The sequence below is a fragment of the Saccharothrix sp. ST-888 genome (assembly GCF_000955975.1).
GTDB lineage: Bacteria > Actinomycetota > Actinomycetes > Streptomycetales > Streptomycetaceae > Kitasatospora.
Genome location: NZ_JYJF01000079.1, coordinates 1 through 11,153, shown reverse-complemented (window position 1 = coordinate 11,153; position 11,153 = coordinate 1). Strand labels below are relative to the sequence as shown.

At 69.6% G+C, this 11,153-nt stretch carries 10 protein-coding genes and 2 pseudogenes; 4 read left to right on the top strand and 8 right to left on the bottom strand.

The genetic code is table 11. From position 1 onward, the window contains the following. Positions 1–11 precede the first annotated feature (11 nt). Positions 12–1,235 (top strand): cytochrome P450, encoded by a 1,224-nt coding sequence (locus UK12_RS22810; protein WP_045304962.1) that lies wholly within the window; start codon positions 12–14, stop codon positions 1,233–1,235. 402 nt (positions 1,236–1,637) lie between these two features. Here UK12_RS22810 and UK12_RS22805 read toward each other — a convergent pair whose 3' ends face one another. Further along, positions 1,638–2,357 (bottom strand): hypothetical protein, encoded by a 720-nt coding sequence (locus UK12_RS22805; RefSeq protein ID WP_045304961.1) that lies wholly within the window; start codon positions 2,355–2,357, stop codon positions 1,638–1,640. A 200-nt stretch (positions 2,358–2,557) separates the two neighbouring features. Here UK12_RS22805 and UK12_RS22800 point away from each other — a divergent pair, with 200 nt between their 5' ends. The 3 genes and pseudogenes from UK12_RS22800 to UK12_RS22790 all read left to right on the top strand — a co-directional run bounded on the left by UK12_RS22800 (position 2,558) and on the right by UK12_RS22790 (position 5,629). Further along, complete coding sequence (locus UK12_RS22800; protein WP_045304960.1) at positions 2,558–3,130, top strand: O-methyltransferase; 573 nt, start codon at positions 2,558–2,560, stop codon at positions 3,128–3,130. 225 nt (positions 3,131–3,355) lie between these two features. Continuing rightward, positions 3,356–3,673, top strand: a pseudogene (locus UK12_RS22795) (transposase); the annotation flags it as partial. A 456-nt stretch (positions 3,674–4,129) separates the two neighbouring features. Continuing rightward, positions 4,130–5,629, top strand: coding sequence for a S53 family peptidase (locus tag UK12_RS22790; protein WP_231591342.1), 1,500 nt, complete (start codon positions 4,130–4,132; stop codon positions 5,627–5,629). Positions 5,630–5,696: 67 nt separating this feature from the next. Here the strand turns inward: UK12_RS22790 and UK12_RS45125 are convergent. The 7 genes and pseudogenes from UK12_RS45125 to UK12_RS22765 form a co-directional block, all read right to left on the bottom strand. Beyond that, positions 5,697–5,813, bottom strand: a pseudogene (locus tag UK12_RS45125) (hypothetical protein); the annotation flags it as partial. Between the two features lie 12 nt (positions 5,814–5,825). Then, positions 5,826–6,323: an ISAs1 family transposase gene (locus tag UK12_RS22785; protein ID WP_082119855.1), complete on the bottom strand. Its 498-nt coding sequence runs from the start codon at positions 6,321–6,323 to the stop codon at positions 5,826–5,828. Between the two features lie 46 nt (positions 6,324–6,369). Then, positions 6,370–7,239 carry a helix-turn-helix domain-containing protein gene (locus UK12_RS41550; protein ID WP_197085099.1) on the bottom strand — a complete coding sequence of 290 codons (870 nt, stop codon included), beginning with the start codon at positions 7,237–7,239 and terminating at the stop codon, positions 6,370–6,372. A gap of 307 nt (positions 7,240–7,546) precedes the next feature. Continuing rightward, a complete protein-coding gene (locus UK12_RS38335; RefSeq protein WP_197085098.1) occupies positions 7,547–8,071 on the bottom strand; it encodes a hypothetical protein in 525 nt (174 codons plus the stop codon). Between the two features lie 266 nt (positions 8,072–8,337). Continuing rightward, on the bottom strand, positions 8,338–8,703 hold the full coding sequence (locus tag UK12_RS22775; RefSeq protein WP_045304957.1) for a hypothetical protein: 366 nt from the start codon (positions 8,701–8,703) through the stop codon (positions 8,338–8,340). A 66-nt stretch (positions 8,704–8,769) separates the two neighbouring features. Continuing rightward, on the bottom strand, positions 8,770–10,197 hold the full coding sequence (locus tag UK12_RS22770; RefSeq protein ID WP_063838303.1) for an FAD/NAD(P)-binding protein: 1,428 nt from the start codon (positions 10,195–10,197) through the stop codon (positions 8,770–8,772). After that, positions 10,190–11,153, bottom strand: a 964-nt coding sequence (locus tag UK12_RS22765) for a sulfate adenylyltransferase subunit 1 (RefSeq protein ID WP_045304956.1), incomplete at its 5' end; no start/stop codon positions are given. The genes UK12_RS22770 and UK12_RS22765, both read right to left, overlap by 8 nt.

Here is an 11,153-nt window from a genome sequence, read left to right as displayed (position 1 = left end):
GACGCAGGACGATGACCGAAGAGCCGCAGAACCCACCAGTGATATTCAACCCGTTCACGCCGGACTTCATGGCGGACCCCTACCCGCACTACTCGGAGGTGCGCAGGCACGCACCGGTTCACGAGCACCCGGGCGGCTTCTGGATGCTCTCCCGGTACGAGGACGTGCTCGCGCTGGTCCGGTCCGGGCTCTCCGTCGAGCAGCGTCACGTCGCGCCCGGACCGTTCCGCGACGCCTACACGAACGCCGGTGTCACGGACGACCCGAGGCTGAAGGGGCTCGCCCTGCTCGACCGGGACCCGCCGGACCACACCCGGCTGCGCAAGCTGGTCAGCACGGCGTTCACCATGCGCGCGATCAACGCCATGGAGCCGCAGATCCGCTCCCTCGTCGACGACGCCCTCGACGGGATCGCCGAGGCCGGCGGCGGCGACCTGGTCGAGGCGCTCGCGTTCCCGCTGCCGTTCACGGTGATCGCGCGAATGCTCGGCATGCCTCCCACGGACAACAAGCGGCTGAAGGAGCTCACCAGCATGCTGATGCGCTCCGTCGAACCGACCACCGATCCCGAGGTGATGCGAGCCGTGGAGGCGGCCGACACGGAGATCTTCGAGATGGTCGGCGAAGCCGTGTCCTGGAAGCGCGGCAATCTCGGCGACGACCTGCTCAGCGCGCTCATCACGGCCGAGGAGGACGGCGAGAGCCTCAGCCACGACGAGCTGATCGCCCAGGTCGCCATGCTCTACATCGCGGGGCACGAGACGACCGTCAACCTCCTCTCCGGCGGTGCCCTCGCCCTGCTGCGCAACCCGGACCAGCTGGAACTGCTGCGCGCCAAGCCCGAGCTGGAGCAGAACGCGATCGAGGAGTTCCTGCGGTACGACTCGCCCGTGCACAACAGCAGGCGGATCACCCTCGAGCCCTACCAGGTCGGCGGGTACGAGATCCCCCCGGGCTCCTTCATCCTCGCCAGCCTGGCCGCGGCCAACCGCGACGAGGACTTCTTCGGGCCCGACGCGGCAGAACTGCGCATCGACCGCGAGAACGCCCGCCGCCACCTGTCCTTCGGCAGCGGCATGCACCTGTGCATCGGCGCGGCCCTGGCCCGCATCGAAGGGCGGGTGGCCATCGGCGAACTGGTCCGCCGCTTCCCCGACCTGAGCCTGGACGGCGAGGTCGAGTGGAACGGCCTGCTCAGCCTGCGCGGAGCAGCCCGCCTGCCGGTCCGAGTGTGACCCGCAGCCGCACCTGCTCCTGAACTGCGGGCGCGGGCCGCTCCGACGACCTCGTCAAGTGCCCCGTCCCAACACTCGGCCCGCCGCTGACCCACGAGCGCGGACACCACGAAGTGCCGATCGAGCTGGATCTCGATCGGCACTTCGCGTCGTACCCGGTGGCGTCCCGCGGAGTGGTGTAGCAGAGATCTTGGTGTAACCCCTGGTTGGGACCTTGCGGGATACGTCGAGAAGGTGACCCGGCCGGATGAAGCCCGTCGATGCCGCCCCGTTGGCTTCGCCCGGCGCACCAGGGGGTGGGGTTCGAATCGTCCCGGCCCGACTGCCGGGGAATGACGGGATGAGGCTGGGCAGCACAGAGTCCCTGGCGAGACTGATCTCGCCAGGGACTCTGTGGCTCAGCTACCCGTACCTGACCCTGGAGGGATGCCGCGCGGTTTTACAGGGGGATGATCCGGGTGAGGCGGACGACGTGGTTGTGGGTGTCGATGACGTACTCGACCAGCCCGCGTCCGTGGGGGATCGGGAGTCTGCGCCAGTCACCGGCGCTATCGCGTGCGGTGTTGGCTGCCGGATCGCCGCTTCGAGCAGGTCCTCGTTGGCCTGGACGGCGTGGTGGAAGGCCAGGACGAGCTCCAGGGCGGGGGCTGCGGTCGCGGCCAGGCCAGCGGTGGTGATGTCGGCGCGCAGCAGCTCGGCCCGCTGCTCGACGTCGGTGGTGCCGGCGTCGCGGGCCAGGGCGGCGATGCGGGTTGTGATGGTGGTGGCGCGCAGGTTGAGGCTGACCAGGAACCGCTCGGCAAGGGCGAGCTCGTTGTCGCCGGTTTGCGGGGCGGTGAAACAGGCGACGAGTGCGAGTTGGGCTTGGCAGGTGGCGCGCTCGCCGGCGACGGCGTGCTGCTCGGCTTCTTCGCGGGCGGTCCGGTGGGCGGCGGCGGCCTGGTCCATGTCGCCCTGGACCCACCACAGGTCGCCCAGGATCCGGTGGTGTCGGCCTTCCCAACCGACTTGTTGGGCGACGGCCAGCGCAGTGGGGAAATCGCCGGCGATGCGGGCCAGGTGGGCGAGGCCTCGGCGGGCGGCGGGGGCGAGTCGGGGGGTGACGGCGGCGACCTGGCGCATTCCGTCGTAGGAGGCCCGGCCGCGGCCGAGGTCGCGTTCTGCTTTGGCCTGGTAGTAGCGGGCCAGGTCGGTGAGATCGTCGGGCAGCAGGCCGGTAGTGCTGTGACCGACAACGTTCGCCGGGGCCGGACGAGCGGAAGTCCGGACGGACGCCTCCGCTGGCGGGTAGCGTCAGCTGCACCGTTCGAAGGGGGAGGGGCATGGATATAGCAGAACGTGCCGTTCCGCCGCGCGTGGTAGTCGCAGAGAGGGCTGCCGCCGAAGCTGCATTCAAGAAGAGCTGCATCCCTCAAGTGGGCAGGTTGCTCAGCCTGGCCGCGGCTGCGAAGCCCGGCGGGATCATTGCGGAAAGCGGCACCGGAGCGGGAGTCGGAACCGCATGGCTGCACAGCGGCCTCGGCGCCGATGCGCGTCTGGTCACTGTGGAGCGTGACGAGGATCCGGCCCGTCGAGCGGCCGGTGTTTTCGTCGACGACATGCCCGTGAGCGTTCTCACCGGGGACTGGCGGCTGCTTGAGCAGCACGCCCCTTTCGACGTCTTTTTCTGCGACGGCGGAGGCAAACGTGACGACCCCCAGCGGGCCGTCGAGCTGATTGCCCCCGGTGGCCTTCTCATCCTGGATGACTTCACGCCCTCGCCCGACTGGCCTCCTCGCTTCGTCGGCGAGGTGGATGAGCTCCGGCTCTTCTACCTCACCCATCCCGCCCTTCGAGCCACCGGAATACTCACAACACCCTCCAGCTCAGCGGTTATCGCGGCACGATGCCCCTAGTCAAGAACGTTTGCGGGATGGATTGATCAGGCGGCAAGGGCGGGTCTTGCGCCCCGGCGGAGGCCTTTCTCGCTGCGTATGCGGGCGCGTTCGCGGCGTTGGGCTGCCAGGACGTCTGGGTGCCGGGCGTTGGCGTTGCGCCACCGCAGGTAGGCGTGCAGCGCGCGGGTCTGGACCGTGTGGTTCGGGTGGTTCGAGTTCGCCAGGGTGAACTGTTGCAGCGGCTTGCCGGCGGTGCGGTCACGCCGCGGACCTTGTCGGCGACGCCCGGACAAGCTACGCGGCGACAAGGCCTGCCACTCCGCCGACACCCTCGCCTGGCTGCGTCAGCGCGGCATCACACCCCGCATCGCCTGCCCGGGAGTCGACACCTCGGAGCGACTCAGCCGCCACCGATGGAAGATCGAACGCAGCATCGCCTGGCTCTTCGGCTATCGCAGACTGACCGTCAGATACGAGCGAGAGGGCTTCCACCTTGCCGCCTTCCTCGGCCTCGCGGCAGCCCTGACCTGCTACAAGAAGCTCGCCAAGATATCCACATGAGGCACTCTCTTAGCATCAAACCGCATCGCCACATGATCCTGTTTAGAGTCCGTTCGCTTCCAAATTATGCCTCCAGAGCCCTGATTCAACCTTCCGCGTCAGGCGGGCCGCTTCAATCGGACCAGGCGAGTTCCATGCGAGACCGGCGACCACCCCCGAAATGCGGTGCGGACGTTCACGCAGTCGCCCGGGCCGGACTTCTGGCGGTGTCGTCGGTACTCGTCCGGTCCTTTCCGGTCCACCCCCACGGAGGAGATGGAATTGACCGCCCTACCACAGACGGCTCTGCTACAGCGGTGGTTGCGCGCGCTTCTGGTGGCTGCCCTGACGGTCACCGGTGTCCTCGCCACTGGTGCCGCACCCGACGCGGCAGCGGATCCGACCCTGGGCTCTGTACACGTCAGGCCCTTGTGCGCCCTACCCGCGCGGCCTGAGATGACGCGCTGCCACTCGCTGGTGCGCACCGACGTCCTTCCGAGCCTGGTCCCGCTGGGCTACGGCCCGTCGGACCTGCGTGGCGCCTACAACCTGCCGGCCACCGGGGGTGCCGGGGCGACGGTGGCCGTGGTCGATGCGTACGGCGACCCCAACGCCGAATCGGACCTGACGGTCTACCGCGCGCAGTACGGCCTCGCCTCCTGCACCACCGCGAACGGCTGCTTCAGCAAAGTCAACCAGAACGGTGCGGGATCGCCGCTTCCCGCAGCGAACGCCGGCTGGGCGGGCGAGACCTCGTTGGACCTGGACATGGTCAGCGCGACATGTCCCAGCTGCAAGATCCTCCTGGTGGAGGCCAACTCCAGCTCGCTGAGCGACCTGGGAACCGCGGTGAACACCGCGGTGAGGCTCGGCGCCAAGTACGTTTCCAACAGCTACGGCGGCACCGACAGTTCCTCCGACCCCACGTTCGACAGCCAGTACTTCAACCATCCGGGCGTTGCGATCACCGCGTCGGCCGGCGACGCCGGCTATGGCGTGGAGTACCCCGCAGCGTCGAGGTACGTCACCGCGGTCGGAGGCACCTCGCTGATCCGCTCCGCCACCACCCGAGGCTGGAGCGAGACGGTCTGGGGCAACCCCCTCGGCGGAATCGGCACCGGATCGGGCTGCTCCGCCTACGAGACCAAGCCTTCCTGGCAGACCGACAGCGGCTGTCCCAGGCGCACCGTGGCCGACGTGTCCGCTGTTGCGGATCCGGCGACCGGAGTGGCGGTGTACGACACCTACAGCGCACCTGGCTGGCAGGTGTACGGCGGCACCAGCGTCTCGGCCCCCATCATCGCCGCCGTGTACGCGCTGGCCGGCACCCCGGGCGCGAGCACGTACCCGTCGTCCTACCCCTACACCCATCCTTCCTCACTGTACGACGTGACCGTCGGCGCCAACGGCAGCTGCGGCACCTACCTGTGCCAGGCCCGGGTCGGCTACGACGGCCCGACCGGCCTCGGCACCCCCCACGGGATCGCCGCCTTCACCGCAGGCGTCACCCCATGCGTCGCCCAGCAACTCCTGGGCAACCCGGGCTTCGAGAGCGACACCGCGCCGTGGACGGCCACCCCCGGAGTGATCGACAACTCGACGAGCGAGCCTCCGCACTCCGGTTCCTGGAAGGCATGGCTCGACGGCTACGGTGCCGCCCACACCGACACACTGGCACAGCAGGTCTCCATCAGCCCCTCGTGTACCACGGCGAACCTGTCCTTCTGGCTGCACATCGACACCGCGGAGACCGGCAGCGTCGCCAACGACACGCTCAAGGTAGAGATCCTCGACGGCGCCACCGCCTCGACCCTGGCCACCTACTCCAACCTCAACACCGCCGCCGGCTACATCCAGCACTCCTTCAACCTCAACCCGTACATCGGCAAGACGATCACGCTGAGATTCACCGGTACGGAAAACTCCTCACGGCAGACCAGCTTCGTCATCGACGACACGGCCCTGAACGTGTCCTGACGGACCGAATCCACGTACCAGAGCACCACAGGTCCGGCGCCCCTCCCGGAGGGGGCGGCGCCCGACCTCACCCCAGTGACCCTCGCCAATGTTCGAACAACCAGAGCTTGTCGGTGACGATCACGCGGGGCACGGAGCAGGTCTTCATCATCAGCTTCCGAAAGAAGCGCCTGGCAGCGGCCTGGTCCCGCCGGTTCTACATGTGGTGGAGCTGGTTCTCGATGTTCCAGTGCCGGCGGATGCGGTGTGTGATCTCGGCGGCGTCTGCCTGCTCGGCCGTGAGGTCGGTGACGCCGTAGACGCGCTCGAGGGTGACCTTGCCAGTGGTGACGGTGCGGCGGCGCCGCACGATCTGCAGGGCCTGCGCGGCATGCGGGAAGTCCAGGTCGGCGACGCTGGCGGTCTTGACTCGGCGGATCTCGTCGCGGCCGTGCGCGGTGGCGCGGGTCTTGCCCAGCAGCGGCACGTCCCGCCAGGGCAGGCGCTTCAGGCGCTGGTGCAGCAGCGGCTGGTTCGCCTTGATCACAGCGATGTAGTGGGCGTTCTTGTCCTCCACGAGGAAGCGAGCGTGCGCGGAGTGCAGGGCGTCGAAGGTGACCACTGTGTCGGTCAGGTCGAGCTCGGCCAGCATGGGCCGGAAGACGGTGATTTCGTTTCGGGGCGCGGTGTGTGTGGGGCGGTCGCGGCTGAGCATGTCGGGGAGGTCGGCTATGAAGAAGTGCAGGGCCTTCGCGAGGAGTTCAGGGGGAGAGGGCCGTTCGCGCGGAGCTTTTGACGGCGTCCAGGAGGGGCGGGAAGCTGATGTGGGCCGGGTCGGCGCCCGTGGTCACGGTGGCCTTCGTGATCAGCGTGCGCGGTGCCTGGCAGACGCAGAGCAGGGCCCACAACTCCTGGCGTACGCCCTCGGGTTCGGCTGACCGCAGGACGCCGTCGCTGGTCCGCGGGTCGGCCTTGACCAGCTTGGACAGGACTTCCACCGTCCGGCGCTCCGCGTAGTTGCGGGTCAGTTCCAGGGCGGGGGCCGCATCGGGGTCCAACAGCGTGGTGATCAGGCAGAACACCTCGCTGCCCCCGTCGTCGTCGGCCGCGCTGTACTCGATGACCCGCACCGTCACACGCTCCGAGCGCCTGGTGCCGCGCAGCTCGGACAGGTAGGTGCCATCGGGCAGTCGTTTCTTGACCGGCAGGGTGACCGTCTCGAAGAAGTCGCACGCGAGAAGTGCGTCCGCCTGGGAGCGCAGGAAGTCTGCCCAGGTGCTGGAGGTTCGCTCGGGTGCGGGTGGGATTCCGGCTTCCTTCAGGATCTCCCAGACCGAGGAAGCGGCGACCTTTACACCGAGGACGAGCAGCTCGCCGTGCAGGCGACGGTGTCCCCAGTTCGGATTCTCGCTGGCCAGGCGCAGTACCAGGGCACGGACGGAGTGCGCGGTGCGTGGTCGGCCTTCGCGTTTCGGCCGGGACCGGGTGGCGTGGCAGCGGGCGACCAGGTGGCGGTGCCGGCGCAGTGTCGTGTCAGGGCGCACCAGCAACCGCATCCGACGCAGCACCGCCGACGGCAGGCCCGGGAGCAGCGCCGCCAGGAACGCCCGGTCGCCCGCTTCGAACCGCACCCCGCTGCCCGCTCAGCTGCCGTTCCAGCAGCGTGATCTGATGGCGCAGAGCCAGGATCTCCACGTCCTTCTGCCGGTCGCTCATCGGAAGCAGTCGCAGCATCGCGAACGCGTCCGCCACACCCGAGTACGCCAGTCGCAGCAGCGCGACCGATCATCATGCCGCGGAGCTCGTCGGCTCTGCCAGAGCGCCCACCCGACTGACGAGGTCGGCACTGTGCACCCTCACACAGTGCCTTCCACCAGGGCGGATGAGGTTCTCGGCAAGGGCAGGGCCGGGACCTTTCCTGTGCTCCGGGCGGCGTTGTCACCACTCGTCGTAATCGCCGATCACCCGGAAGCTGCCCGCGACGCCTTCGTCACCGAACAACTCCCTGTGGACGGTTCGGGTCACAATGCCATTGGTTTCGCCGTAGGGACCTACGGTGGCGACCGGAGCGCCGTTGTCACAGCTGAAGCCGCGGAAGACCTCGACCGTCTTCCGGCTGTCATTGAAAACACTGAAGCTACTGGAGCCCAGTCCGCTGGCCGCAGTGATGCAGCCCTCAGCGGAGGCGGAGTACTCACGTTCGTTGAAGTAGATCCTTCCCTCTTCCTTGTGGCCGTATCCGCGTCCGCCGCCCTCGCGGTCGCGGCCTTCGTCTCTCTCTCCGCTTGTGCGTTCGCCGCCCGAGGTGGCCGCAGCAGGGGTGGCTGGTCGGACAGGCTGGGCCGCCCGCTGGACAGACGGGGACGCCCGCTGGACAGACGGGGACGCCGGGGTGGATCCGGCGGGCGAGGCGTAGGTGATACCGGTGGCTGCTAGGACCGCCGCGCTTCCGGCAGCGGCCACAGCTAAGGCATGTGTGTGCATGTCATCTCTCTCTGTCACGCGGATGTCGGCCGGGCGACCGACCTGCGATGAACGTAACGACAGCCCTTGTAGCTGTCATTTCGGACATGTCCAAGGTGTGACACCAGGAGGCCGGCCAGGTGGAAAAGCAGCACGCGTCGCATACCGGTGAAACATCTGCGCCTAGCAAGGTGGCGTTGTCACGTTGGTGGGGGATGTGGGTGTCTGGCGGCATATCAGAGCGTGCCGGGGCGGGGCCGCGTGGGTCAGGCTGCCGTGGGCAGGGAGGCCGCGAGGCCGTGCTGGAACCGGTCCGCGCGGGACGCCCTCGGCTTCGCGGCCGCCGCCGCCCGCGCCGCCAGCAGCTCGGGATCCTCCTCGATCCAGATCGCCAGCAGTAGGTCCCGCTGATCGGGCGCCAGCTCCGGCCACGCGGCCCGCTGGGAGCGCACCCACCGGCCGAGCCGCTCGCCCTCGAAGACCGTGTCGGCCAGCAGCTCGGCCCAGTCGACTCGGCCGTCGGACTCGCGCCACCACTGCCGCGCGACGCGGTGGGTCCGCTGCCAGATGATCGGCCGGGTGGGGCACCAGCCACGGGTCGATCTCCTCCAGCTGCGCCCGGCGGGCCGCATCCAGGGCGCCGGGCGCGTCCTCGGGTACCTCGGCGGCCATCGTGCCACCACGAGTAGCGGGGGACATCACCCCACCTGCGACGATGACTTCCCGGGCGACAGGGACATGTGGAGTCCGGGACTTCCGCCTCGCCGCCCGGCGTTCTTGGAGCCGAGGAGGTCGGCGGCGAGGGCGTGAGCCTGGGCGCGGATCTCGGGAATGGCGGTGGATTCGAACAAGGCGCCCCGGCGCAGCGAGCCGAGGGTCCAGAGGACGGCCGAGGCGGTGCCATCGGCGGGGCGCAGGCGGCCGTTGGGAGTGGTGTGAAAGCCGAGGCCGGTGGGATCGGGGGCAGCGAGGCCGGTGGCGAGGAGGCCGGCGACGAGCGGATCGTCCACGCGGCGTACATCTGCTTGAGGCCCGGTGCAGTTGACGACGGCGCCGACGCTCAGCGTGCGGCCGTCGCGCAGACGTACCAGGACGGAGTCCTGAGCTGCAGCGGCGTCGGCGATCTCGCCCGGGCCGACCTGTATCCGGCCCGCGTCGATTTCGTCCCGCAGGGCCCGGGCACTGGTCGGCGGGATGCGGTGGCGGTGGCTGTTCCACAACGTCTGGTCGTGGTGGAGGAAGTGGGCCCGAGCGGACGGGGAGAGGTGCCGCCACAGTTCGGCGGTGACCGGGCGGAGGCTGTCGATTCCCACCCGCCAGTCGCCGTACGTGCGGCGACAGGCCGAAACGTGGCTCAGCAGGCTGCGGCGGATCTGCTGGATGTCCGCGCCCGAGTCGAAGGAGGGCGGGGGAGCCACGGGTAGCGGCGATTCGGCGTGCGGCTGGGGCAACAGGCCGTGCCGGGAGATCGCCCGGACTGCACGGCCCGCGCAACTGAGGGTGAGTGCGACATCGACCATGGTCAGTCCGGTCCCGACGAGGAGGACGTCGCCGTGGTCCGGCAGGTCTGCGAGGGCGCCCGGGGCCCAAGGGTCGGGCAGGTACCGGGAGGAGCGGTGCAGGGCGGGCGGCGCCCAGGCCGAACCGGGGGGAAAGTTGCCCAGAGCGAGGACGGCCGCATCCGCCGACACCGGTTCGTCGGAGCCGAGGACGAGGGTCACGCCGTGGTCGGTCCGGCGTACGCCCACCGCCCGTTCGTGGACCCGGTGCAGGCGTCCGGGACCGGGCCCGGACGCCGCAGCGGCCAGCACGTCGGCGAGGTACTCGCCGTAGAGGGCCCGAGGGACGTGATCGTCGCCGGCATGCACGCCGGGGGCGCGTCGGGTCAGCCAGCGGACGAAGTGGTCCGGTGCGTCGTGGTACGCGCTCATTCGGCCGGCGGGGACGTTGAGCAGATGGTGCGCGGCGCTCGAGGCGTAGGCAACGCCTCGACCGGTGGCACCCGGGTCGATCAGCCACACCTCCAGTTCGGCCTGGAGCGCGGCTGCCCTGCGGAGAAGCTGTGCTGCGGTGAGGGTGCCGGCGGCTCCGGCGCCGACCACGGCGATGCGGGGCGTCTCAGGCATCGGTGTGGTCACCTCGGAAGAGCCGGCGTGCCTCGCCCGCCATGCCGGCGGTGAGGGTGGCGCCGTCGGCCGGGTCGATCAGCAGGAACGATCCGGTGCGGCGGTTGTCGGAGTAGTGGTCCAGAGCCAGTGGCTCGGCGGTGCGCAGGACGACGCGCCCGATGTCGTTGATGCCGAGGCCGTCGGGGGCGAGTTCGGCGGCGAGGGTGTCGGTGTCGATTCGGTGGGAGACCGCCACCACCAGGGCCCGCACCGTGCGGGTGGTGTGCTTGAGGAGCACCTTGGCACCGGGGAGCAGCGGGCGTTCGTGGAGGTGGCAGACGGCAGCTTCGACATCGCGGGTGAGCGCCGGAAGCGGGTCGGTGGCGATGAGGTCGCCGCGTGAGACGTCCACGTCGTCGGCGAGCAGCACCGTCACCGACTGCGGTGCCCAGGCGGTGTCGACGGGCTCGCCGAGCAGGTCCAGGGCTGCGACGGTGCTGGTGCGACCGGAGGGCAGTACGGTGACCGGGTCGCCGACACGCAGCACACCGGAGGCCAGCTGGCCCGCGTAGCCGCGGTAGTCGGGGTGTTCGGCGGTCTGCGGGCGGATCACGTACTGCACGGGAATGCGGGCCGGGCAGGCGGTCAGGTCGTGGCTGACGGGGACGGTCTCCAGGTGCTCCAGCACGGTGGGGCCGCCGTACCAGTCCATCTGCGCGGAGGGCTCCACCACGTTGTCGCCGGCGAGCGCGGAGATCGGGATCGCGGTGATCTCGGGAACGCCCAACTCCGAGGCGTACACGGTGAATTCCTCGGCGATGGCGGCGAAGACGGGCTCGGCGTAGTTGACCAGGTCCATCTTGTTGACGGCCAGTACCACGTGCGGCACGCGCAGCAGGGCGGCGACGGCGGCGTGCCGGCGGGTCTGCTCGACGACGCCGTTGCGGGCGTCGACCAGGACGATGGCCAGCTCG

Bases quoted from the DNA above. Each gene is read 5' to 3' on its own strand.
- UK12_RS22810 (WP_045304962.1), top strand. From the start codon at position 12: ATGACCGAAGAGCCGCAGAACCCACCAGTGATATTCAACCCGTTCACG.
- UK12_RS22805 (WP_045304961.1), bottom strand. From the start codon at position 2,357: ATGCGCCAGGTCGCCGCCGTCACCCCCCGACTCGCCCCCGCCGCCCGC.
- UK12_RS22800 (WP_045304960.1), top strand. From the start codon at position 2,558: ATGGATATAGCAGAACGTGCCGTTCCGCCGCGCGTGGTAGTCGCAGAG.
- UK12_RS22785 (WP_082119855.1), bottom strand. From the start codon at position 6,323: ATGCTCAGCCGCGACCGCCCCACACACACCGCGCCCCGAAACGAAATC.
- UK12_RS22775 (WP_045304957.1), bottom strand. From the start codon at position 8,703: ATGCGGCCCGCCGGGCGCAGCTGGAGGAGATCGACCCGTGGCTGGTGC.
- UK12_RS22770 (WP_063838303.1), bottom strand. From the start codon at position 10,197: ATGCCTGAGACGCCCCGCATCGCCGTGGTCGGCGCCGGAGCCGCCGGC.